This window comes from Pseudomonas sp. S2_C03, assembly GCF_054668405.1.
Genome location: NZ_CP162766.1, coordinates 2,610,361 through 2,632,170 on the forward strand (window position 1 = coordinate 2,610,361; position 21,810 = coordinate 2,632,170).

Below are 21,810 nucleotides of genomic sequence, written 5' to 3' on the forward strand. Positions count from 1 at the left end.
TGGTCCACCATCGCGAGCATGCTCGCTCCTACAGGGAGAGCGGAGCAGACCTCTATCCCGCCTTTCTCACCACCCCCAGATCAATCCCCACATGCACCAGTTCGGCGTGGGAGCTGACCTGCAACTTGCTCTTGAGCAGGGTCAGGTGATTGGACACGGTCTTGCTGCTGATGCTCAGTTGCTCGGCGATCTGGCGGGCCGGGGTGCCTTTGGCGAGCATCACGAATATCTCCAATTCGCGCTGGGTCATGCTTTGCAAGCGCGGGTCTTGCTGTTGTGGGTTGCAGGCCAATTGGGTGGCCAGCGGCTGTTCGATATACACGTGACCGGCGAGGATGCGATGCACCGCCTCGATCAACACCTGCGGTGCGGACGTTTTGGTCAGGTAGCCTGACGCGCCGGCGTCCAGTGCCTGGCGTACCAGTGGCAGTTCATCGTGCATGCTGAAAAACAGCACGCGCAGTTGCGGCAGGCGCTGGCGCAGGCGGCGAGTGGTTTCCAGGCCGCTGATACCGGGCAGGCCGAAATCCATGATCACCAGGTTCGGCACGGCTTCCTGCACCCTGGTCAGCGCCTCCTCACCCGTGGCGGCTTCGCGCACCTCCATCGCCGGCAGCAAGGCGCGCAACAGGCTGGCATAGCCCTGTCGGACCACAGCATGGTCATCCACCAGCAGAATATTCATGACACCTCCCCAGGCATGTTCAAGACAGGCACGTTCAAGGCCAGCGCCCAGCCGGCACCGGGACGGCTGATGATGCGCAGCTCGCCGCCCAGGCTGCGGGCACGTTCGTACATGGAATACAGGCCAACACCCGGCCTTTGCGGTTGTTGGGCGCCGCAACCGTTGTCGCGGATCAACAGGCGCCAGTGCTGGCCCCGCTGGTGCAGACGCACACTGACGGCATTGGCGTCGGCATGCCGGGCGATGTTGGTCAGGGCTTCCTGCAACAAGCGATACAGATGCGTCTTGTGGGGCGTCGACAGCACCGGCAACTGCGCGCCGACGCGCAACCGGCAGTCGATGCCCTGCCGCACCTGCCATTGCTCCACCAGCAACCCCAGCGCTTCGGCCAGAGGCAGGTGTTGCAACACCACCGGATACAAATCGCGGACCAGTGCGCGGAAACCCTGCTGCAAATGTTCGCAGTTGTGTTCCAGTTCACGCACCGTTTGCGCTACCACCACAGGTTGATCCGCTACCAGCGGTAACAGGCAGGCCTGGGCGCGGATGCCCGCCAGGTATTGGCCGAGGTCATCGTGCAGAGTCTGCGCCAAATGCGTGCGCTCCTGTTCCTGCAACGCCAACAGGGTCTGGGTCAGTTGCGTGTTGTCGGCCCTTGCCTGCTCCAGGGCCAGGGTCATCTGGTTGAAATGCGTCGCCAGTTGCCGCGCTTCCGGCAGGCCTTGCGCACGCAGGCGCACCGTGAGCTGGCCGCCGGAGACTTGCTGCAAGGCATGCAGCAAATCATCGAGCAGGCCCATGCCACGACGCACAGCCCAACGAATCGTCAGCAAACTGACGAGCAACGCCAGGGTGCACAGGCCCAGCAGTTGTTGCAGGGAATCCCAGACTTCGTCGATCTCGTCCCGTGGGTCGACGGCGATCTGCACGCGTCGGCCATCCTGCAAGTCGAGGACACGCGCGCCATGCTGAGCCTCGTCAAACAACAAGCTGCCAAGCCAGGCGTCGAGTCCCTGCTGCACCGGGAATATCGTGGCTTCGCCCGGTTCCAGCCAGCGCACTCGCACGTGGCGCAGACTTTGGGTCAGGCGTGGTTGCAGGCTGGCAGGGTCGCGCTCAGCGGTTTCGCTCAGGTATTGCACCACCGCCTCCGCCGACTGCAGTTCGCGGTCGACATCCGCCAGCGCCTGATGCATCAGCAGCGACATGCACGCCACCGTCACCAGGCTGAAAAACCCGCAAACCCAGAGGTTGATCCGCCACAGCGCCGACATGCCTAGCGCCCCGGAATCGCCGGCGTGACCTGCAACGGCGCCGGACGCGGGCCATGCAATTTGTCGACGCCGATCAGGCTCAGGATCAACAGCAACGGCAACAATAACGCCTTGAGAATGCGCATGTTCAATCTCCTTGGGGGTGATGGCCGTTAACACCATGCTAAAACCGCGCCGCTCGCGTTGTGTTACTACCTTGGTACTGGCTGCCTGGTACTTTCTGCATATTTCCTCGCCCCGTTGTGCTTCCTATGCTGGCGCTACCTGTAACGGAGTGACTTATGCGCCAGCTTGCCCCTTACGCCCTGATCTACCTGCTGGCGATTGCCTGCGCCGCCGGGCTGGCGACACAGGCCCAGGCCGCCGATGCCCCCCTGCAAGTGCAGATCGGCTACCTGGGCTATCGCCCCGACCCGGGCCCGTTGCTGTCCAACATCATTCCCGAACCGGCGGACGCTGGCCTGCGCGGCGCAGAACTGGCGATCACCGACAGCAATAGCACCGGGCGTTTTCTCAATCACAGCTACAGCCTGGTGGCGACGAGCGTCGACAGCCCCGAAGCCTTGCTCGATGCAGCAAAGGCGCAGCACGACCAGGGCTTGCGCCTGTTTGTGGTCAATGCTCCGGCAGACAGCTTGCGACAGCTCAGCGCTGCGCTGCCCGACAGCTTGTTGTTCAACGCCGGCAGCCCGGACGACGCCCTGCGCACCCGCGAGTGCCTGCCCAACGTGCTGCACACCCTGCCCAGCCGGGCGATGCTCGCCGATGCGCTGGCGCAGTTTCTGGTGGTACGCAAATGGCAGAAGGCGCTGCTGATCGTCGGTCCTACGGTCGACGATCAGGCCTACGCCGCCGCCCTGCGCCGCGCAGCAAAACGTTTCGGTCTGAAACTGGTGGCAGAGAAAGCCTGGAGCTTCGATAACGACCAACGCCGCAGCGCCCAGGCCGACATGCCCTTGTTCACCCAGACTGCCGAATACGATGTGGTGCTGGTGGCCGATGAACGCGGCGACTTTGGCGAGTACGTGCCCTACCAGACCTGGTACCCACGGCCGGTGGCTGGCACCCAGGGCCTGACCCCGGTGGGCTGGCACAAGACCGTGGAAACCTTCGGCGCCGCGCAATTGCAGAAACGCTTCGAAGCCCTGGCCGGGCGCTGGATGAACGACCGCGACTTCGCCGCGTGGATGGCGGTGCGCAGCGTCGCCAGTGCGGTGAGCAAGTTGCGCCAGGCCGATCCGATCGCTATCCGCGACCTGGAAATCAGCGACCAACTGCCCCTCGACGGCTTCAAGGGTCGCAAGCTCAGCTATCGCCCGTGGAACGGCGAACTGCGCCAGCCGATCCCCATCGCGCAGCCGCGTGCACTGGTCAGCACTTCACCTCAAGAGGGCTTCCTGCACCCCTTTAACGAAATGGACAGCCTGGGCTACGACAAACCCGAGGTCAGTTGCCAATTTCCCTGACCGTTCACTCCCCACAACAATAAGGAACACGCCATGCGCCGCACCCTGCTTTCCTGCGCCCTCCTCCTCGCCGCCGGGCACGCCGTGGCCAGCACCGCCTGGGTCTCCAACGAAAAGGACAACAACCTGAGCCTGATCGACATGCAGACCCTGCAAGTCATCGACACCCTGCCCGTCGGTCAGCGCCCGCGTGGCCTGCTGCTCTCCCACGACAACAAGCTGTTGTACATCTGCGCCAGCGACTCGGACCGGGTCCAGGTCATGGACGTGGCCACGCGAAAGATCATCAAGGAGCTGCCTTCGGGCAAGGACCCCGAGCAATTCGCCCTGCACCCCAATAACCGCTGGCTCTACGTGTCCAACGAGGATGATGCGCTGGTGACGGTGATCGACACACAAACCTCCAAAGTCCTCAGCCAGATTACCGTGGGCGTCGAGCCCGAAGGCATGGCGGTCAGCCCCGACGGCAAGTGGGCGGTGAACACCAGTGAAACCACCAACATGCTGCACTGGATCGACACCAGCACCCAGACCCTGGCCGACAGCACCCTGGTGGATCAACGCCCGCGCTTCGTCGAGTTCTCGCCCGACGGCTCCAAACTCTGGGCGTCGGCGGAAATCGGTGGCACGGTGACCATTCTCGATGTCGATAGCCGCAAGGTCCTCAAGACGCTGAACTTCCAGATCAAGGGCGTGCACCCGGACAAGGTGCAGCCCGTGGGCGTCAAGCTCAGCGCCGATGGCAAATACGCGTTCGTCGCGCTGGGACCGGCCAACCACGTCGCGGTGGTCGATGCCAGGACCTATGAAATTCTCGATTACCTGCTGGTGGGCCGGCGTGTATGGCAAATGGCATTCACCCCGGATCACAAGCAGTTGCTGGCGACCAATGGGGTCAGTGGCGATGTGTCGGTGATCGACGTTGATAGCCTTAAAGTGATCAAGTCGGTGAAGGTCGGGCGCTATCCGTGGGGCGTGGTGGTCACGCCATGAACGCACTTGAGGTCAGTGAGTTGAGCTTTGCCTACGGTGCGCGACAGGCGTTGAACCAGGTGAGTTTCGACTTGGCGCCGGGGCGATTCGCCGCGCTGCTGGGCCCCAACGGCGCGGGCAAGTCGACGCTGATCGCGCTGTTGACCCGGCTGTACGACCTGCAACGCGGCGACATCCGCGTCGGCGGTCATTCATTGCGCGATGCGCCGCGCCCGGCGCTGAGGCAACTGGGCGTGGTGTTCCAGCAGAGCACACTCGACCTGGATTTGAGCGTCGAGCAGAACCTGCGTTATCACGCGGCATTGCACGGACTGTCGAGGCGCCAGGGCGCGATCCGCGTCGATGCCGAACTGGCGCGCCAGGCGCTGACCGAGCGCCGTCGCGAACGGGTGCGCGAGCTCAATGGCGGCCATCGCCGTCGGGTGGAAATCGCCCGGGCGCTGCTGCACGAGCCGCGCCTGCTGCTGCTCGATGAAGCCAGCGTCGGCCTCGACCCGGCCAGCCGCCTGGCGCTCAACCAACACCTGCGCAGCCTATGTAACGAGCAACGCATCAGTGTGCTGTGGACCACCCACCTGCTCGATGAAGTGCAGTCCAGCGATGACCTGCTGATCCTGCATCAGGGCCGGTTGGTGGCGAGCGGTGAGGCCGAGGCCCTGAGCCTGGAGCACGGCGGCAGTTTGGGCTCGGTCTTCAACCGCTTGACCACTTCCGGAGCCCGCCAATGAACGCCTACTGGCAATGTTTGCGCGGCATCGTACTGCGCGAGTGGCTGCGTTTTGTGTTGCAGCGCACGCGCTTTCTCAGTGCCTTGGTCCGCCCACTGCTCTGGCTGCTGGTGTTCGCCGCCGGGTTCCGGGCGGCGCTGGGCATCGCGATCATCGAGCCATACGACACTTACATCCCCTATGAGGTGTACATCATTCCCGGGCTGGCCTGCATGATCCTGCTGTTCAACGGCATGCAAGGTTCGCTGTCGATGGTCTACGACCGGGAAATGGGCAGCATGCGGGTGCTGCTCACCAGCCCCCTGCCCCGCACGTTTCTGCTGTGCAGCAAGCTGTTGGCCACCGCGTTGATTTCATTGCTGCAGGTGTACGCATTCCTGGCGATTGCCTGGGTGTATGGCGTGCAGCCCCCGGCCCTTGGACTGTTGATCGCGCTGCCGGCGCTGCTCCTGGTGGCGTTGATGCTGAGCGCCCTGGGCTTGCTGCTGTCCAACGCGATTCGCCAGCTGGAAAACTTCGCCGGAGTCATGAATTTCGTGATCTTCCCGCTGTTTTTCCTGTCTTCGGCGCTGTACCCACTGTGGAAAATGCGCGAGGCGAGTGAAGGGTTGTACTGGCTGTGTGCGCTGAACCCGTTCAGCCATGCGGTGGAGCTGGTGCGGTTTGCCTTGTATGAGCGGTTCAATCCAGTGGCGCTGGCGGTGTGTGCCGGGCTCACCGTGGTGTTCGCCCTGCTGGCGGTGCTGACGTTCAATCCGCAGCATGCGGCGTTGCGCAAAGCCGGTTAACCACACACTCCTCCCCTGTAGGAGCGAGCTTGCTCGCGATGGCGGTGCATCAGCTTGCACATGTTTCGGCTGACAGTCAGCCATCGCGAGCAAGCTCGCTCCTACAGGGGGGCGGCGATATCGGCGGGAAACTACGACTTTAGTACTGGTTTGCCCTGTCTATCGTCGCATTCCCAACGCACCGCGACTGGCATGTAATGGGCTCATAACTATAAGGACCCAACCCATGCCGCGTGACCGCCGCTGTCTGCTGCGCCCTTTCCTGGCCGTGTTGTCGCTGAGCCTGATGCTGGGCGTCGCGCAGGCTGAGACTGCGCTGTTTTCCGCTGAGGGCTATCGCATCGCCCTGTACCGCAGCCCGACGCCTGCCCAGGCCGAGGGCGCGACCATCATCGATACCCCGGCCCTGCAAAACCTGCTCCGGCAAAACCCGCGTCCCGTACTGATCGACGTCTACCGTCGGCAATACCTGCAGGGGCGTTTCATCGAAGACCAGCCCCATGAAAACCTGCCCGGCAGTCACTGGCTGGCCAACACCGGTGACGGCGACCTGACGCCCGACTGGCAGGCGTATTTCAGCCGGCACCTGGAACAATTCACCGCCGGCGATGTGCGCCAACCGCTGGTGTTCTACTGCCGCTCCGATTGCTGGTTGAGCTGGAACGCGGTCAAGCGGGCCGCCGCCATGGGCTATAAAACCCTGTATTGGTACCGCGATGGCCTGGACGCGTGGCAAGCGGCGAACCTGCCCGTGTCCCCCGCCCAACCGGAACCCTTCCCTTGAGCTTTACGCGTGCGTGTTGTTGCCACACCATAACGAAAATAATGAGGTGAAAGGCTATGTACAAAATTTTGATTGCCGATGATCACCCGCTGTTTCGCGAAGCCATTCACAACGTCATCAGCGATGGTTTTCCGGGCAGCGAGGTCATGGAAACCGCCGACCTGGACAGCGCCCTGGCGCTGACCGAGGAACATGACGACCTGGACCTGATCCTGCTCGACCTGAACATGCCCGGCATGCACGGCCTCAACGGCCTGATCAACCTGCGCAACGAAGCACCGACCATTCCGGTGGTGATCGTTTCCGCCGAGCAGGACAAGCAGATCGTGCTGCAAGCCATAACCTATGGCGCGGTGGGCTTCATCACCAAATCCTCGCCACGCCTGCAAATGACCGATGCCATCCAGCAGATCCTCAATGGCAACGTGTACCTGCCTCCGGACATCATCCGCACGCAAAAGAACGGCACCAGCCGGCGGATGAACGACACCCCGAGCTTCCCGCCCGAGTTGCTGCAGGCCCTGACACGCAAACAGTTGCTGGTGCTGGAACGCATGACCAAGGGTGAATCCAACAAGCAGATCGCCTACACCCTGGAAATCGCCGAGACCACAGTCAAGGCGCACGTGTCGGCGATCTTGCGCAAGCTCAATGTGCACAATCGGGTGCAGGCGATCTTGAGTGCGGGTGATATTGATTTTGGCTCTTACCTGCGGCGTTGAGACCGCGGCCATCCCTGTAGGAGCGAGCATGCTCGCGATGGTAGCCCAGACACCGCGGGCAGCCAGGCAGCCAGCGTCATCGTTAACGACCATCGCGAGCATGCTCGCTCCTACAGGGAATCGGCGGTGAGCTTTCTGCAGAGCAAATGACTCATCGCCGTCTTCAACTTCATCGGCCGTACAGGCTTGTGCATCAGGGTATGGCCCAATTCGCGGATCTGCAGTTTCAGTTCATTGCTGTAGTTGGCGGTGATCATCATCGCCGGGATCGCTGAGCCGCGCCGCGCATTGATCCGCGCGACCGCGTCCACGCCATTCTGGTCGTCATCAAGGTGATAGTCGGCAATCAGCAGGTCCGCCTCGGCATGGTAATTATCCACTTGTCGCGCCAGATCCTGTTCCGACAACGCCGTCACCACTTGGCAGCCCCAGCCTTCAAGCAAAGTGCGCATGCCCGCGCAGATGGCGGCGTCGTTATCGAGCACCCAGACCCGCGCACCGCGCAGGCGCTCAAGCATCGGCTCGTTGATCAGCAGCGATGGCATGGCCTTGGGTGCGGTCGCGCTCAGCGGCACCTCGACACTGAACATCGACCCCTTGCCCGGCCACGAGCGCACGTGGATGCGGTGCCCAAGGATCCCGGCAATCTTTTCGACGATGGCCAGCCCCAGCCCCAGACCTCGGTCTTGATCGGGGCGCTGCACATCGCCGCGCTTGAACTCCTGGAAAATCTCCTCCAGGCGATCTTCCGCAATGCCCATGCCACTGTCCCAGACCTCGATCGACAGTTTCTGCTGATGACGCCGGCAACCGAGCACCACCCGGCCGCTATAGGTGTAGCGGATGGCATTGCTCAGCAAGTTGCGCAGAATCCGCGCCAGCAATTGTATGTCGCTGCGTACCAGCGCCGAACAGGGGATGAAGTGCAGTTGCAACCCCTCGCTGCGCGCCACCTGAGTGTATTCGGCGGCAAGGTTCTCCAGCAGTTCGCTCAAGGCGAACGGCGCAATATCAGCCTTGATCACCCCGGCATCGAGCTTGGAAATATCCACCAGCGTGCCCAGCAGGCTTTCCACGTCATCCAGGGAATTGCTGACGTTGCGCACCAGGATTTCGTTGGCCAGGGGCTCGCCGCGCTCGAGCAAGGCACTGGTGAACAGCCGTGCCGCGTTGAGTGGTTGCAACAAGTCATGGCTGACCGCCGCGAGGAATTTGGTTTTCGACAGGTTGGCCCGTTCGGCCTCGAGCTTGGCCTCGCGCAAGCGTGACTCGACGCGGCGGCGCTCGTCGATTTCCCTCAATAGCTGATCATTGAGGGTGGTCAGCTCCGCCGTGCGCTCGCGCACTCGAAGCTCCAGGTTTTGATAAGCCTGGTGCAGCGCTTCAGCGGTGCGCCGGCGCTCGGTGATGTCGCGAATCAGCACGAAAATCCCCACCACTTCACCACTGGCGAGCCGATTGGGCACGTAGGAGCGCAGCATGTAGCGCTCCTGGTTGTTAACGTTGGTTTCGGCAAATTCGAACGTCACGCTTTCACCGGCCAGCGCTCGGTTAACGTAGGCTTCCAGGCGCTGGTAGTGCTGTTCGCTGTGCACTTCGCGCAGGCTCTGCCCAAGCATCACCCCGCGCGGCCAGCAGTACCATTCCTCATAGACCTTGTTGGTGAACTCATAGACCAGATCGGCGTTGAGGTAGGCGATCAGCGCCGGCACGTGGTCGGTGATCAGGCGAATCCAGCGCTCGCTTTCGCTGAGGGCCTCGGCGTGCTGGTAGCGTTCGGTGATGTCCGTGAAGGTGTTGACGAAACCGCCCGTAGGGAGTGGATGGGTGCGAATCTCCAGGACCCGGCCATCGTACAGCCGTTGTTCCAGCTCCTGCACCGCACGCCCATTGCGATCGCGGCTGGCTGGGGTCAGCAGGCTCAATTCACTATCGGCGATCACTTCGGCGAAAGGTCGATGGGCCGCGACCGGAGCCAGGCCGCTGAGTTCCAGAAAGCGCCGGTTCCACAACTCCAGCACGCCCTCGGCATTGACCATGGCCACCCCCTGGGAAAGGTTGTCCACGGCGCGCTGCAACAGGTGTGACTTTTGCGCCACGGCCTGTTCGCGGCGCATGGTTTCGCTGTGTTTGACGTCCGTGATGTCGGTGAACAGGATGACTCGTCCACCGTCCTGGGTTGGCCGTTCGCTGACTTGCAACCAGCGGCCATTGTGCAGTCGATACAGCAGGTTTTCGTCAGCCTGCCCGCGTGGCTCTTCGGTGAACAGCCCGGTGGAGAACATCAGGCGTTTCACTTCGCCCAGGCGCATGCCGGCGTTGATCCGCACCCGGCTGTTGCTCCAGAAGGCCTTGAAGCGGCTGTTGAACAGGACGATGCGTTGCTCGGCATCGAAGAGCACGAAAGCATCTGAAATGCTCTCGATGGCATCGATCAGGTGCTGGTGCGCGGTTTCAGCGCGCAGGCGCGCCTCGCTAAGCAGCCGATTACCCGACTTGAGCTCGGCCATGGCCTGGTTCAGGGCGTCGGTGCGTTCGCGCACCTGTTCGGCCAGCACCACCGAATGCTGAAATGCCCGGTATGGGTCGTTGCCACGGGTGACGCCGGATTCGATGCGTTCGATCAGCGCCGCGTTGATACGCCGCAGTTTCTGGTTTTCGTGCTCAAGACTGGCAATCCGGGCTTGCTGCGCCTCAACTGCGTCCGGGGGAGCGGCTTTTGCCAATGGCAACCCCGGTGAAGGTCTGGTTGATGTGCATGCCATTGAACTGTTCTCCGTAGGTGTTGAAACCCAGCACCCTGTGATCGCGCAGAAAGCCTCCGATCTGTTCCAGGCTGCCGTCGGCCTCCAGCTCCATGCGCCGCAGAAAGCAGTCGCAGCCGATGGTGAGCAACGGATCGCCGAGACGGGCCTGCAACCCGTCGAACAGGTTTTGCAGGTTCGGCAACATCGGGCCTGGGGTCATGACGGTAAGGACGATGCCGTTTTCCACGGCGCAGTAGAAACTCAGGCTCAGGTCCGCATGGACCTGCTGGATCGCCCGCACGTAGTACTGGTCGTTGATGCGCACCGCCAGTGGATGGGCCGCGAACACCCGGTGATCGAGTTCAGCCACCGGCACACCGATATGGCGGGCGTATTCCTCGGCGGCCGGCTCGGCATTCAGCTCATACACCCGGCGCGAGGTGCTGTCGGCGCCGGTGACCACCAGTTTTTCCGCACGCGGCAGGATGTGGTGGGTGGTGAACACTTCGAAGTCCAGCCAGGTGTTGACCAGCATCACCACCGCCGCGCCGCTGTGAAATTCGCCACCGAAGTAGACGTGGGTGTGGGTCAGGTAGTTGTCATCCCCGGCCGAGCCACCGAAATGCGGGATATCACCCAGGGCCGCGCTGAGCGCGGCGAGGACCATTTCCTCCCGACTCGACAGGCCATCAAGCAACGTCAGCGCGAAGCTGTTGCCCTTGATCGGTGCCAGGGTATTGCTGCGACAGCCCGTGACCAGGCGCTCGACCATCTGTTGCGCGTCGATCAGGCTGAAGCGTTCCATTTCGTCGATCAGCTCGGCATCGATGGAAAAGTGCCGATGGTCGAAACCCACCGCCGTTACGCAGTTGCGGCCGTACCCCGTCGGCGTGATTTCCCCGGCGCTGGTGCAGCCGACCAGGCGGATACCACCGAAAGTCTCCTGCAAGGCCCGGCCCAGCGCCTGCAAGTCGTACTCGGCGGAACAGAAGAACAGCACGAACCCCAGGTGCGGGTGCAACAACAGCCGCGCCAGCTCCTGGGCCGCTTGCTGGGCATCGGTCGCCTGGGACATGGCACTGACAATGCCTTCGTTGTTGAGCCCTTGCATCGTCGCCTCCCGCGGGCGCCTGTCTGTGGGACGAGTGTACGAAGGCAGGTGGCTGCGCCGTATGCTACTTGGGTAGCGGTCTGGCGGTTCGATGGGATGAGGTGACCAGGATCTGATAGCCACTGCAACTTTCCCCCTGTAGGAGCGGGCTTGCCCGCGATAGCGTCAGGTCAGTCACCCTTTCCATCGACTGATCCACCGCCATCGCGGGCAAGCCCGCTCCTACAGGGAGTAATGGCAGACTTTTTATTCACCACAGAACATATGTGGGAGCGGTGTGAGTGCTGGACAGAATTACCAGTTCAAGACCGCACCCACCGCAAAAGTATCGGTGTCTTCATTCTGCGCATTGGTCTGATGGCCGTTGATTTCGAACTGGTTGTACTCGGCCACCAGCTTGAGGTTGTCGTTGACGTCATGGAACAGCGCAATGCCGCGGGTCTCGTAGTCGGCACCGGTACCCACCGCGCCGTTGCCGTCATCCTTGGTCTTGCCATAGGACAAGGCCAAACGGTTCTTGCCCAGTTTGTACGAGCCTTGCAAGAGGTAACCGTCGCTGTCGACATTACGCAAGGTCGGCTCTCCGGCGTTGTTGGTGAAGAACGGGTTGATGCCCTTGGCCTGGAAGCCCGAGCCGGTCAGGGACAGGCCGCCCATTTTCGCCTGCACGCCGTAACCCACGCCCTTGGAGGTGACCGACTGCACGGTGGAATCGGTGTTGTCGGAGGTCTGGTAGCTGCCGTTGATCCAGCTGTAAATCTTCGCCCCGCCGACGTCGAACTGGTAGGTGATCTCGCTCTCGGTACGCGGATTTTCCTGGTAGGCCTTGCCGGTCGGGCTGCTGTCATTGGTGTCCACCGGGTCCATGATGCCCACCGCCACGCGCAAACCGTCCATCACGGGTGTGCGGTAGGTGATCTGCGAAGTCGGGAACGGGTACGGGTAACCGCTGCCGATGTTGCCGAACGACACGCCGCCGCCATCGACAAGGCCCAGGGTATCGCTCACCTGGCCATAACCTGCCAGCAGTTCATCGAGCAGGATGTTCGAGCGGGCGAACAGGCCGAAGTCCTTGCCGATCAGCACTTCGCCCCACTCCGGGTTGGCCACCGTGCCGTAGAACTGGCGCACATCGATGGCGGTGTCGGTGCCGTTGGTTTCGCTGTCGTTGATGGTCACCCAGAAGGACGCCCGGGCACCGAGCTTGAGGTCGTCGACCTGCTTACCCATGTTGAAACCAATGTAGTTGGGCAGGAAACCCATCTTGACCCGCGCCTGCCGCCGGTCGTACTGGTCGCCCGCGCGATCGACGTCGCTGTTCACGTAGAAGGCGTTGATGTAGCCATCGGTGGAAAAGGTGGTCTGGTCCTTGTCGTACAGCATGATTTCGGCTTCGACCAGGGTGCTCACGCCGAGGCCCGAAAGGCTGGCGATAAGGGCTGGCAAATAACGACGCTTGAATTTCTTATTGTTATGCATGACGCGCTCCGCAGCTGGGGGACTGGATGTCGGAGGCGATTATCGAAAGCTGACCGGCGGCGTCATACGCTGCCTTCGGTGCGGTTTTGCGCAGCTTTGGATGGGTGGTTGGCGCTCGTCAATCGAGCCCGGCCACTTCGGTGTAGGACCGGGCCGCGACAGGGCCCGCCACTTAGGGTGTAAGACCGTCTATCCCTGCGAACGGAGCAACATATAGGTCGCGACCACCACGCACACGGTAGCGAAACCGACTTGCAGGGTTCGCGCTGGCACCCGGGCGCAGAGCTTGCGGCCGATGATCATACCCACCACGCTGGCGGCGATGAAGGCGAAGCCCAGGCCGTCGATGCGCACGCCAGCATGCAATGCGCCGATCACGCCGATGGCGGAGATCAAACTGATGACCATCAGCGAGGTCGCGACGATGCCGCGCATCTGCACATCCGTCAGTTGCTTGAATGCCGGGACGATCAGGAACCCGCCCCCGACACCCAGCAACCCAGACACAACACCGGTGACCGCGCCCAGTGCCGCCAGGGTTGCCGTGCATTTGGCGGTCCAGGAAAAGCGTCCGGTGTGCTGGTCGAGCATGCAGTTCTTCTGGCCCCAATTGGCATGGCCATGATCGCTGGGGCCATCATCGTGGCGCTCGCGACGCAGCATGCGCCAGGCCACCATGACCATCAGAGCGCTGAACAGGACCATCAGCACCCTTTCCGGCAACTGGTGGGCAAAGAAGATGCCGACAGGGGAAAACACCGCACCGAGCAACGCGATCAACAGCGCCGCGCGGTAGCGCACCAGGCCATGGCGCAAACCATCGATGGCGCCGACCGCCGCCGCGCTGCCCACCGCGAGCAGGGCCACCGGCGCGGCCTGGGTCATGCTCAGGCCCAACCCCAGCACCAGAGCCGGCACTGCCAGGATGCCGCCGCCAGCACCGGTCAATCCAAGAACCAGGCCCATCAACACGCCAAACACACTTGCCAGCAGCATAAAACACTCGAAATCAGCGAAAAGAGCCGGGAACGCCCGGTATCGATGAGGACAGGATAGAGCTCGCGCAGTTTTTTTCATCCATTGAATGAACGGGGGGCTGGTCAGCGCATGGAAAATGAAACTACCCTCTGGACCTGTCCCAGAAGAAATGGCCGCCATGCCTGCCTTGATCGAAGCCTTCCTCGACCCCGCCTCATCGACCTACAGTTACGTGGTGTACGAAGCTGATGGCAGTCAATGCGCCATCGTCGACCCGGTGCTCGACTACGACCCAGCCGCCGGACGCACCGGGACTACCCAGGCGGACAAGATCGTGGCGTTCGTGAAGGAGCACCGTTTGCAGGTGCAATGGTTGCTGGAGACCCACGCCCATGCCGATCACTTGTCCGCCGCGCCCTATCTGCGCAAGTTGCTGGGTGGGCGGATCGCGATTGGTCAGTCGATCAGCGCTGTTCAGGGGGTGTTCAAGGGGCTGTTCAACCTGGAAGCCGATTTTGCCGTGGACGGCTCGCAGTTCGATCATCTGTTTGCGCCGAACGAATCATTCGCGATCGGCAACCTCCACGCCATGGCATTGCATGTACCGGGCCACACCCCGGCAGACATGGCCTACCTGATCGGCAACGACATGATTCTGGTGGGCGACACATTGTTCATGCCGGATGTCGGAACGGCCCGTTGCGACTTTCCCGGGGGCGATGCCAGGCATCTGTACGCCTCGATCCGCAAATTGCTGGCCTTCCCCGCCGGCGTGCGGCTTTATGTATGCCATGACTACCCGCCCGATGGGCGCGAGCATCAATGCCAGACCACGGTGGGTGAGCAACGCAAGCGCAACATCCATGTGCGCGACGGCGTCGATGAAGCAGCCTTTGTCGCCATGCGCACGCAGCGAGACACCGGCCTTGGCATGCCAACCCTGCTGTTGCCTGCCATCCAGGTCAATGTGCGCGCCGGGCATCTGCCGCCCGCCGAGGACAATGGCGTCACCTACCTGAAAATCCCCCTGAACAAGCTCTGAGCTAAAGCCCCAGGGTCAAGCCATTGGCCGGCAACGGCAGCGCGGTTTTGTAGCGCACCTGTTTGAGGGCGAAGCTGGAGCGGATGTTCGCCACGCCAGGCACCTTGGTGAGGAAGTCCATCATGAAGCGCTCCAGCGACTGAATGCTCGGCACCAGCACCCGAATCAAATAGTCCGGGTCACCCGCCATCAGGTAGCACTCCATCACTTCCGGACGATCGGAAATCGCTTCTTCGAAATGCTGCAAGGCCCTCTCCACCTGCTTTTCCAGGCTGACGTGGATGAATACGTTCACGTGCAGCCCCAAGAGGTCGGCGTCAAGCAGGGTCACCTGCTCACGAATCACGCCCAGTTCTTCCATGGCCTTGACCCGGTTGAAGCACGGCGTTGGCGAAAGGTTGACCGAGCGGGCCAGGTCTGCGTTGGTGATGCGCGCATTCTCCTGAAGGCTGTTGAGAATGCCGATGTCGGTACGGTCCAGTTTGCGCATGAGACAAAAACACCTGATTTTTATGGTTATGCAGATTATTTATCCCCAAATGATCGCCAACGCAACAAAACAGAGATAAATATTCTCCTGCGCCGGGCCTATGATGTTTGTAGGACAAGATTTCCATCACCCATGGAATGACCGTCAGCTCACTACAAGAAATTCACAAGATCGAGCGTAGAAGCCATGACCCAAGCGTATGAACCGCTGCGTTTGCACGTCCCTGAACCTTCGGGCCGTCCAGGCTGTAAAACCGACTTCTCCTACCTGCGCCTGACCGACGCCGGTACGGTGCGCAAACCCGCCATTGACGTTGAACCCGCTGACACGGCCGACCTGGCCCGTGGTCTGATTCGCGTGCTCGACGATCAAGGCAATGCCCTGGGCCCGTGGGCCGAGGACATTCCCGTGGAGATTCTGCGCAAAGGCATGCGCGCCATGCTCAAGACGCGCATCTACGACAACCGCATGGTGGTCGCCCAGCGCCAGAAGAAAATGTCGTTCTACATGCAGAGCCTTGGCGAAGAAGCCATCGGCAGCGCCCAGGCCCTGGCGTTGAACATCGACGACATGTGCTTCCCCACCTACCGCCAGCAAAGCATCCTGATGGCCCGTGACGTGCCTCTGGAAGGTTTGATCTGCCAGTTGCTGTCCAACGAGAAGGACCCGCTCAAGGGTCGCCAGCTACCCATCATGTATTCGGTGAAAGAGGCCGGTTTTTTCACCATTTCCGGTAACCTCGCCACTCAATTCGTCCAGGCCGTCGGCTGGGGCATGGCCTCGGCGATCAAGGGCGACACGAAAATCGCCTCGGCCTGGATCGGCGACGGCGCCACCGCCGAGTCCGACTTCCACACCGCCCTGACCTTTGCCCACGTGTACCGCGCGCCAGTGATCCTTAACGTGGTCAACAACCAGTGGGCGATCTCCACCTTCCAGGCGATTGCCGGTGGCGAAGCGACCACGTTCGCCGGGCGTGGCGTAGGCTGTGGCATCGCCTCCCTGCGGGTCGATGGCAATGACTTCGTCGCGGTGTACGCCGCCTCGCGCTGGGCCGCCGAACGGGCCCGCCGCAACCTCGGCCCGACCATGATCGAATGGGTTACCTACCGCGCCGGCCCGCACTCCACCTCCGATGACCCGTCCAAGTACCGCCCTGCCGATGACTGGAGCTGCTTCCCGCTGGGCGACCCGATTGCTCGCCTCAAGCAACACCTGATCAAGACCGGCAACTGGTCCGAAGAGGAGCACGCCTCTGTCAGCGCCGAACTGGAAGCTGAGGTCATCGCCGCACAGAAAGCTGCCGAACAGTTCGGCACCCTGGCCGGCGGGCAGATTCCAAGCGCCGCGAGCATGTTCGAAGACGTTTATAAAGAGATGCCGGAGCACTTGAAGCGCCAGCGTCAGCAGCTGGGGATCTGACATGAACGATCACAACAACAATATTGCGCTGGATACCGCCATGACCACGACCACCATGACCATGATCCAGGCCCTGCGCTCGGCCATGGATGTGATGCTTGAGCGTGACGACAATGTGGTGGTATTCGGCCAGGACGTCGGCTACTTCGGCGGCGTGTTCCGTTGCACCGAAGGCCTGCAGAACAAATACGGCACCTCCCGCGTGTTCGACGCACCGATCTCCGAAAGCGGGATCGTGGGCACCGCCGTGGGAATGGGTGCCTATGGCCTGCGCCCGGTGGTGGAAATCCAGTTCGCCGACTACGTGTACCCGGCCTACGACCAAATCATTTCCGAAGCCGCCCGCCTGCGCTATCGCTCGGCCGGCGAATTCACTGCGCCCCTGACCCTGCGCATGCCGTGCGGTGGCGGCATCTACGGTGGTCAGACCCACAGCCAGAGCATCGAGGCCCTGTTCACCCAGGTGTGCGGCCTGCGCACCGTCATGCCGTCCAATCCCTACGACGCCAAGGGTCTGTTGATCGCCTCCATCGAAAACGATGACCCGGTGATCTTCCTGGAGCCAAAACGCCTGTACAACGGTCCGTTCGATGGTCACCACGAGCGGCCCGTCACCCCGTGGTCGAAACACCCCGCCGCCCAGGTTCCGGACGGTTACTACACCGTTCCGCTGGACGTTGCGGCCATCGCCCGTCCGGGCAAGGACGTGACCATCCTCACTTACGGCACCACCGTCTATGTGTCGCAAGTCGCCGCTGAAGAAAGCGGCGTGGACGCCGAAGTCATCGACCTGCGCAGCCTGTGGCCGCTTGACCTGGAAACCATCACCCGGTCGGTGAAGAAAACCGGCCGCTGCGTGATTGTCCATGAAGCGACCCGCACCTGCGGGTTTGGTGCCGAACTGGCTGCTCTGGTGCAGGAGCACTGCTTCCACCACCTGGAAGCGCCGATCGAACGCGTCACGGGTTGGGACACCCCCTACCCGCACGCGCAAGAGTGGGCGTATTTCCCTGGCCCGTCCCGTGTGGTCGCGGCTTTGCATCGGGTTATGGAGGTCTGAATGGGCACGCACGTTATCAAGATGCCGGACATTGGCGAAGGCATTGCAGAAGTTGAGTTGTCGGTGTGGCACGTCAAGGTCGGCGACATGGTCGTCGAGGATCAAGTACTGGCCGATGTGATGACCGACAAGGCGATGGTCGACATCCCTTCACCGGTGCATGGCAAGGTGATTTCGCTGGGCGGCGTGCCGGGCGAAGTCATGGCGGTCGGCAGCGTGCTGATCAGCATCGAGGTGGAAGGCGCGGGCAACGTCAAGCAGGCAGCCCAGCCTGAAGAGGTCAAGGAAGCGCCGGCGCCCGTGGTTGAAACCAAACAGGAAAGCAAGCCTGTCGCGGCACCCGCGCCGACGGCAAGACCCGCCGTGGCTCAGGGTCCAATGGTGGCACGTGATGCGAATGAGCGCCCATTGGCCTCCCCGGCCGTGCGCAAACATGCGCTGGATCTGGGCATCCAGCTGCGTCTGGTGCGCGGCACCGGGCCTGCAGGCAGGGTGCTGCATGAAGATCTGGAAGCGTACCTGGCGCAGGGTCAGTCCCAGGCTTCAAGCGCCCCGGCTGCGTATGCCCAGCGTCACGACGAAGAACAGATCCCGGTGATCGGCATGCGCCGCAAGATCGCCCAACGCATGCAGGACGCCACCCAGCGCGCCGCCCACTTCAGTTATGTAGAGGAAATCGACGTGACTGCCGTGGAAGAGCTGCGCGCCCACCTGAACGAAAAACATGGAGCCACGCGTGGCAAGCTGACCTTGCTGCCGTTTCTGGTCCGCGCACTGGTCGTTGCCCTGCGCGATTTCCCGCAGATCAATGCCCGCTACGACGACGAAGCCCAGGTCATCACCCGCCTCGGGGCCGTGCACGTCGGCATTGCCACCCAGGCCGACATCGGCCTGATGGTGCCGGTGGTGCGTCATGCCGAAGCCCGCAGCCTGTGGGACAACGCCAGTGAAATAGCCCGCCTGGCCAACGCTGCGCGCACTGGCAAGGCCAGCCGCGATGAGTTGTCCGGTTCCAGCATCACCCTGACCAGCCTCGGCGCGCTGGGCGGCATCGTCAGTACACCGGTGCTGAACCTGCCGGAAGTGGCGATCGTCGGCGTCAACAAGATCGTCGAGCGCCCGATGGTGGTCAAAGGCCAGATCGTGATTCGCAAGATGATGAACCTTTCCAGTTCGTTCGATCACCGCGTGGTCGATGGCATGGACGCGGCGCAATTCATCCAGGCCGTGCGTGGCCTGCTCGAACAACCCGCTACCCTGTTCGTGGAGTAAGGCATGCAGACTCTGAATACCACGCTGCTGATCATCGGTGGCGGTCCTGGCGGTTATGTGACGGCGATTCGCGCCGGCCAACTGGGCATACCGACCATCCTGGTCGAAGGCCAATCACTGGGCGGCACCTGCCTGAACATCGGCTGCATCCCTTCCAAGGCGCTGATCCATGTGGCCGAACAGTTCCATCAGACGCAACAGCACAGCCAGAACTCGGCGCTGGGTATCAGCGTTGGCGCGCCAAGCCTGGACATCGGCAAGAGCGTGGAATGGAAGGACGGCATCGTTGATCGCCTGACGACAGGCGTCGCCGCGCTGCTGAAGAAAAACAAGGTTCAAGTGGTCCAGGGCTGGGCGAAGGTGATCGACGGCAAAACCGTCGAGGTCGGCGACACCCGTATCCACTGTGAGCACCTGGTGCTGGCCACCGGTTCGAAGAGCGTCAACCTGCCAATGCTGCCGATCGGCGGGCCGATCATCTCCTCCACGGAGGCCCTGACACCGAAGTCGTTGCCAAAACGCCTGGTCGTGGTGGGCGGTGGTTACATCGGGTTGGAACTGGGCATTGCGTACCGCAAGCTCGGCGCGGATGTCAGCGTGGTCGAGGCACAGGAGCGTATCCTGCCGGCCTATGACGCCGAACTGACTCAGGCCGTACACGAAGAACTGAAAAAGCTCGGTTTGAAGCTTTACTTGAAACATAGCGTCCAAAGTTTTGATTCTAATAGCAATACTTTGCAGGTCACTGACCCGAATGGCGATACCTTGGTCCTGGAAACCGATCAGGTACTGGTGGCGGTCGGTCGCAAGCCGAACACCCAAGGCTGGAACCTCGAAGCACTCAACCTGGACATGAACGGCGCGTCGATCAAGATCGACGAACGTTGCCAGACCAGCATGCGCAACGTCTACGCCATCGGTGACCTGAGCGGCGAACCGATGCTTGCGCACCGGGCCATGGCCCAGGGTGAGATGGTCGCCGAGTTGATCAGCGGCAAATCACGCGAATTCAACCCGACCGCCATCGCCGCCGTATGCTTTACCGACCCGGAACTGGTCGTGGTCGGCAAGACCCCGGACGATGTCAAGGCCGCGGGTCTGGACTGCATCGTGTCGAACTTCCCCTTCGCGGCCAATGGCCGGGCCATGACTCTGGAGTCTAAAACCGGTTTCGTGCGGGTGGTCGCGCGGCGGGACAATCATGTGATTGTCGGTTGGCAGGCGGTGGGTGTGGGCGTGTCGGAGTTGTCGACCGCGTTCGCCCAAAGCCTGGAGATGGGTGCCCGACTGGAAGACATCGCCGGCACCATCCATGCACACCCGACCCTGGGCGAAGCGGTACAGGAAGCGGCGTTGCGTGCGTTGGGGCATGCGTTGCACCTTTAGATCGCGGCGCACCGATCGCGGGCAAGCCCGCTCCTACATTGCAACGCATTCCCCTGTAGGAGCGAGCCTGTCGAGGCGTCGAACCGTCGCGATCTTTTCAGGACGACGAGATTTTCTGCCCGTCATCCGATAGTCCGGGCTGCGAAACAACCCCGGAATGAAGTATTGTTGTGCCCATCCAAAAAACGTCAGAAGCCTTGAACCGTTTCGGCGGTTGTTCAGTGATAGAGGGTGTCATGGGTAACGAAAGCATCAATTGGGACAAATTGGGTTTTGACTACATCAAGACCGACAAGCGCTATCTGTCGTACTTTCGCAATGGCGAGTGGGACAAGGGCACCCTGACCGAAGATAACGTGCTGCACATCAGCGAGGGCTCCACTGCCCTTCACTACGGCCAGCAATGCTTCGAAGGCCTCAAGGCCTACCGTTGCAAGGACGGCTCGATCAACCTGTTCCGCCCGGACCAGAACGCCGCACGCATGCAGCGTAGCTGCGCCCGCCTGCTGATGCCGCATGTGTCCACCGAGCAGTTCATCGAAGCGTGCAAGGAAGTGGTTCGCGCCAACGAGCGCTTCATCCCGCCTTATGGCACTGGCGGCGCGCTGTACCTGCGCCCGTTCGTGATCGGTGTGGGTGACAACATCGGCGTGCGTACCGCGCCGGAATTCATCTTCTCGGTGTTCGCGATCCCGGTCGGCGCTTATTTCAAGGGCGGCCTGACCCCGCACAACTTCCTCATCTCCACGTTCGACCGCGCCGCGCCACAAGGCACCGGTGCCGCCAAGGTCGGTGGCAACTACGCTGCCAGCCTGATGCCGGGCTCGCAGGCCAAAAAGGCGAACTTCGCCGATGCCATTTACCTGGACCCGATGACCCACTCGAAAATCGAGGAAGTCGGTTCTGCCAACTTCTTCGGGATTACCCACGACAACAAGTTCGTGACCCCGAAATCCCCATCGGTGCTGCCGGGTATCACCCGTCTGTCGCTGATCGAACTGGCCCAGACTCGTCTGGGGCTGGAAGTGGTGGAAGGCGACGTGTTGATCGACAAGCTGTCGGACTTCAAGGAAGCCGGCGCCTGCGGCACCGCTGCGGTGATCACGCCGATCGGCGGCATCAGCTACAACGACCACCTGCACGTGTTCCACAGCGAAACCGAAGTCGGCCCGGTTACCCAGAAGCTCTACAAAGAGCTGACCGGCGTACAAACCGGCGACGTCGAAGCGCCAGCGGGCTGGATCGTCAAGGTTTGACCTGACGCGGCAAGAAAAAGCCCCCCATCGCGTTGGCGATGGGGGGCTTTTTTGTGTCTCAACGGCGAATTCACCCCTCCCCCTGTAGGAGCGGGCTTGCTCGCGATGGTAGACCAGACACCGCGGG

20 protein-coding genes are annotated in these 21,810 nt (G+C 62.0%); 12 read left to right on the plus strand and 8 right to left on the minus strand.

From position 1 onward, the window contains the following. Window positions 1–52 precede the first annotated feature (52 nt). From AB4N64_RS11770 to AB4N64_RS11780, 3 genes are read right to left on the minus strand one after another with little or no spacing between them, the layout of a single operon-like run. Complete coding sequence (locus AB4N64_RS11770; RefSeq protein ID WP_460125651.1) at window positions 53–685, minus strand: response regulator; 633 nt, start codon at window positions 683–685, stop codon at window positions 53–55. Beyond that, the gene (locus AB4N64_RS11775) at window positions 682–1,959 is read right to left on the minus strand and encodes a sensor histidine kinase (protein ID WP_460125653.1); all 1,278 of its coding nucleotides are present in this window, start codon (window positions 1,957–1,959) and stop codon (window positions 682–684) included. Before AB4N64_RS11775 ends, AB4N64_RS11770 begins: the two co-directional genes overlap by 4 nt. A 2-nt stretch (window positions 1,960–1,961) precedes the next feature. Then, window positions 1,962–2,084, minus strand: a complete 123-nt coding sequence (locus AB4N64_RS11780; RefSeq protein WP_460125655.1) for a hypothetical protein — start codon at window positions 2,082–2,084, stop codon at window positions 1,962–1,964. Window positions 2,085–2,240: 156 nt separating this feature from the next. On the opposite strand from AB4N64_RS11780, the gene AB4N64_RS11785 reads away from it, so the two are divergent. The 6 genes from AB4N64_RS11785 to AB4N64_RS11810 all read left to right on the plus strand — a co-directional run bounded on the left by AB4N64_RS11785 (window position 2,241) and on the right by AB4N64_RS11810 (window position 7,440). Then, the gene (locus AB4N64_RS11785; RefSeq protein ID WP_460125657.1) at window positions 2,241–3,425 is read left to right on the plus strand and encodes an ABC transporter substrate-binding protein; all 1,185 of its coding nucleotides are present in this window, start codon (window positions 2,241–2,243) and stop codon (window positions 3,423–3,425) included. A 33-nt stretch (window positions 3,426–3,458) separates the two neighbouring features. Next, window positions 3,459–4,418, plus strand: a complete 960-nt coding sequence (locus AB4N64_RS11790) for a YVTN family beta-propeller repeat protein (RefSeq protein WP_460125659.1) — start codon at window positions 3,459–3,461, stop codon at window positions 4,416–4,418. After that, window positions 4,415–5,146, plus strand: a complete 732-nt coding sequence (locus AB4N64_RS11795) for an ATP-binding cassette domain-containing protein (protein WP_460125661.1) — start codon at window positions 4,415–4,417, stop codon at window positions 5,144–5,146. The genes AB4N64_RS11790 and AB4N64_RS11795 overlap by 4 nt, the downstream gene beginning before the upstream one ends. Further along, complete coding sequence (locus tag AB4N64_RS11800; protein WP_460125663.1) at window positions 5,143–5,934, plus strand: ABC transporter permease; 792 nt, start codon at window positions 5,143–5,145, stop codon at window positions 5,932–5,934. The genes AB4N64_RS11795 and AB4N64_RS11800 overlap by 4 nt, the downstream gene beginning before the upstream one ends. A 226-nt stretch (window positions 5,935–6,160) precedes the next feature. Next, complete coding sequence (locus AB4N64_RS11805; RefSeq protein WP_460125665.1) at window positions 6,161–6,718, plus strand: PQQ-dependent catabolism-associated CXXCW motif protein; 558 nt, start codon at window positions 6,161–6,163, stop codon at window positions 6,716–6,718. 56 nt (window positions 6,719–6,774) lie between these two features. After that, window positions 6,775–7,440, plus strand: coding sequence for a response regulator (locus AB4N64_RS11810; RefSeq protein ID WP_460125667.1), 666 nt, complete (start codon window positions 6,775–6,777; stop codon window positions 7,438–7,440). Between the two features lie 110 nt (window positions 7,441–7,550). Here the strand turns inward: AB4N64_RS11810 and nahK are convergent, their stop codons facing one another. From nahK to AB4N64_RS11830, 4 genes are all read right to left on the minus strand, one after another. After that, window positions 7,551–10,205 (minus strand): hybrid sensor histidine kinase/response regulator NahK/ErcS', encoded by a 2,655-nt coding sequence (gene nahK, locus AB4N64_RS11815; RefSeq protein WP_460125669.1) that lies wholly within the window; start codon window positions 10,203–10,205, stop codon window positions 7,551–7,553. After that, window positions 10,135–11,298 (minus strand): nitric oxide-sensing protein NosP, encoded by a 1,164-nt coding sequence (gene nosP / locus AB4N64_RS11820; protein WP_460125671.1) that lies wholly within the window; start codon window positions 11,296–11,298, stop codon window positions 10,135–10,137. The genes nahK and nosP overlap by 71 nt, the downstream gene beginning before the upstream one ends. A gap of 294 nt (window positions 11,299–11,592) precedes the next feature. Beyond that, window positions 11,593–12,777 carry a porin gene (locus AB4N64_RS11825; protein ID WP_460125673.1) on the minus strand — a complete coding sequence of 395 codons (1,185 nt, stop codon included), beginning with the start codon at window positions 12,775–12,777 and terminating at the stop codon, window positions 11,593–11,595. Window positions 12,778–12,966: 189 nt separating this feature from the next. Continuing rightward, a complete protein-coding gene (locus AB4N64_RS11830; RefSeq protein WP_460125675.1) occupies window positions 12,967–13,773 on the minus strand; it encodes a sulfite exporter TauE/SafE family protein in 807 nt (268 codons plus the stop codon). Window positions 13,774–13,933: 160 nt separating this feature from the next. Here AB4N64_RS11830 and AB4N64_RS11835 point away from each other — a divergent pair, with 160 nt between their 5' ends. Next, the gene (locus AB4N64_RS11835; protein ID WP_460125677.1) at window positions 13,934–14,797 is read left to right on the plus strand and encodes an MBL fold metallo-hydrolase; all 864 of its coding nucleotides are present in this window, start codon (window positions 13,934–13,936) and stop codon (window positions 14,795–14,797) included. Between the two features lies 1 nt (window position 14,798). Here AB4N64_RS11835 and bkdR read toward each other — a convergent pair whose 3' ends face one another. Continuing rightward, window positions 14,799–15,287, minus strand: a complete 489-nt coding sequence (gene bkdR, locus AB4N64_RS11840; protein ID WP_460125679.1) for a Bkd operon transcriptional regulator BkdR — start codon at window positions 15,285–15,287, stop codon at window positions 14,799–14,801. Between the two features lie 186 nt (window positions 15,288–15,473). Here bkdR and AB4N64_RS11845 point away from each other — a divergent pair, with 186 nt between their 5' ends. The 5 genes from AB4N64_RS11845 to AB4N64_RS11865 all read left to right on the plus strand — a co-directional run bounded on the left by AB4N64_RS11845 (window position 15,474) and on the right by AB4N64_RS11865 (window position 21,683). Next, window positions 15,474–16,709, plus strand: coding sequence for a thiamine pyrophosphate-dependent enzyme (locus tag AB4N64_RS11845; protein ID WP_460125681.1), 1,236 nt, complete (start codon window positions 15,474–15,476; stop codon window positions 16,707–16,709). Between the two features lies 1 nt (window position 16,710). Further along, window positions 16,711–17,769: an alpha-ketoacid dehydrogenase subunit beta gene (locus AB4N64_RS11850; protein ID WP_460125683.1), complete on the plus strand. Its 1,059-nt coding sequence runs from the start codon at window positions 16,711–16,713 to the stop codon at window positions 17,767–17,769. Continuing rightward, a complete protein-coding gene (locus AB4N64_RS11855; protein ID WP_460125685.1) occupies window positions 17,770–19,041 on the plus strand; it encodes a dihydrolipoamide acetyltransferase family protein in 1,272 nt (423 codons plus the stop codon). 3 nt (window positions 19,042–19,044) lie between these two features. Then, entirely contained in the window at window positions 19,045–20,427 is a 1,383-nt protein-coding gene (gene lpdA / locus AB4N64_RS11860) for a dihydrolipoyl dehydrogenase (RefSeq protein ID WP_460125687.1), read from the plus strand. A 236-nt stretch (window positions 20,428–20,663) separates the two neighbouring features. After that, window positions 20,664–21,683: a branched-chain amino acid aminotransferase gene (locus tag AB4N64_RS11865; RefSeq protein ID WP_460125689.1), complete on the plus strand. Its 1,020-nt coding sequence runs from the start codon at window positions 20,664–20,666 to the stop codon at window positions 21,681–21,683. Window positions 21,684–21,810: the final 127 nt, after the last annotated feature.

What these genes read in the sequence shown, in the direction of transcription:
- AB4N64_RS11770 (WP_460125651.1), bottom strand. Translation starts at nt 685, where the DNA reads ATGAATATTCTGCTGGTGGATGACCATGCTGTGGTCCGACAGGGCTAT.
- AB4N64_RS11775 (WP_460125653.1), bottom strand. Translation starts at nt 1,959, where the DNA reads ATGTCGGCGCTGTGGCGGATCAACCTCTGGGTTTGCGGGTTTTTCAGC.
- AB4N64_RS11780 (WP_460125655.1), bottom strand. Translation starts at nt 2,084, where the DNA reads ATGCGCATTCTCAAGGCGTTATTGTTGCCGTTGCTGTTGATCCTGAGC.
- AB4N64_RS11785 (WP_460125657.1), top strand. Translation starts at nt 2,241, where the DNA reads ATGCGCCAGCTTGCCCCTTACGCCCTGATCTACCTGCTGGCGATTGCC.
- AB4N64_RS11790 (WP_460125659.1), top strand. Translation starts at nt 3,459, where the DNA reads ATGCGCCGCACCCTGCTTTCCTGCGCCCTCCTCCTCGCCGCCGGGCAC.
- AB4N64_RS11795 (WP_460125661.1), top strand. Translation starts at nt 4,415, where the DNA reads ATGAACGCACTTGAGGTCAGTGAGTTGAGCTTTGCCTACGGTGCGCGA.
- AB4N64_RS11800 (WP_460125663.1), top strand. Translation starts at nt 5,143, where the DNA reads ATGAACGCCTACTGGCAATGTTTGCGCGGCATCGTACTGCGCGAGTGG.
- AB4N64_RS11805 (WP_460125665.1), top strand. Translation starts at nt 6,161, where the DNA reads ATGCCGCGTGACCGCCGCTGTCTGCTGCGCCCTTTCCTGGCCGTGTTG.
- AB4N64_RS11810 (WP_460125667.1), top strand. Translation starts at nt 6,775, where the DNA reads ATGTACAAAATTTTGATTGCCGATGATCACCCGCTGTTTCGCGAAGCC.
- nahK (WP_460125669.1), bottom strand. Translation starts at nt 10,205, where the DNA reads ATGGCATGCACATCAACCAGACCTTCACCGGGGTTGCCATTGGCAAAA.
- nosP (WP_460125671.1), bottom strand. Translation starts at nt 11,298, where the DNA reads ATGCAAGGGCTCAACAACGAAGGCATTGTCAGTGCCATGTCCCAGGCG.
- AB4N64_RS11825 (WP_460125673.1), bottom strand. Translation starts at nt 12,777, where the DNA reads ATGCATAACAATAAGAAATTCAAGCGTCGTTATTTGCCAGCCCTTATC.
- AB4N64_RS11830 (WP_460125675.1), bottom strand. Translation starts at nt 13,773, where the DNA reads ATGCTGCTGGCAAGTGTGTTTGGCGTGTTGATGGGCCTGGTTCTTGGA.
- AB4N64_RS11835 (WP_460125677.1), top strand. Translation starts at nt 13,934, where the DNA reads ATGCCTGCCTTGATCGAAGCCTTCCTCGACCCCGCCTCATCGACCTAC.
- bkdR (WP_460125679.1), bottom strand. Translation starts at nt 15,287, where the DNA reads ATGCGCAAACTGGACCGTACCGACATCGGCATTCTCAACAGCCTTCAG.
- AB4N64_RS11845 (WP_460125681.1), top strand. Translation starts at nt 15,474, where the DNA reads ATGACCCAAGCGTATGAACCGCTGCGTTTGCACGTCCCTGAACCTTCG.
- AB4N64_RS11850 (WP_460125683.1), top strand. Translation starts at nt 16,711, where the DNA reads ATGAACGATCACAACAACAATATTGCGCTGGATACCGCCATGACCACG.
- AB4N64_RS11855 (WP_460125685.1), top strand. Translation starts at nt 17,770, where the DNA reads ATGGGCACGCACGTTATCAAGATGCCGGACATTGGCGAAGGCATTGCA.
- lpdA (WP_460125687.1), top strand. Translation starts at nt 19,045, where the DNA reads ATGCAGACTCTGAATACCACGCTGCTGATCATCGGTGGCGGTCCTGGC.
- AB4N64_RS11865 (WP_460125689.1), top strand. Translation starts at nt 20,664, where the DNA reads ATGGGTAACGAAAGCATCAATTGGGACAAATTGGGTTTTGACTACATC.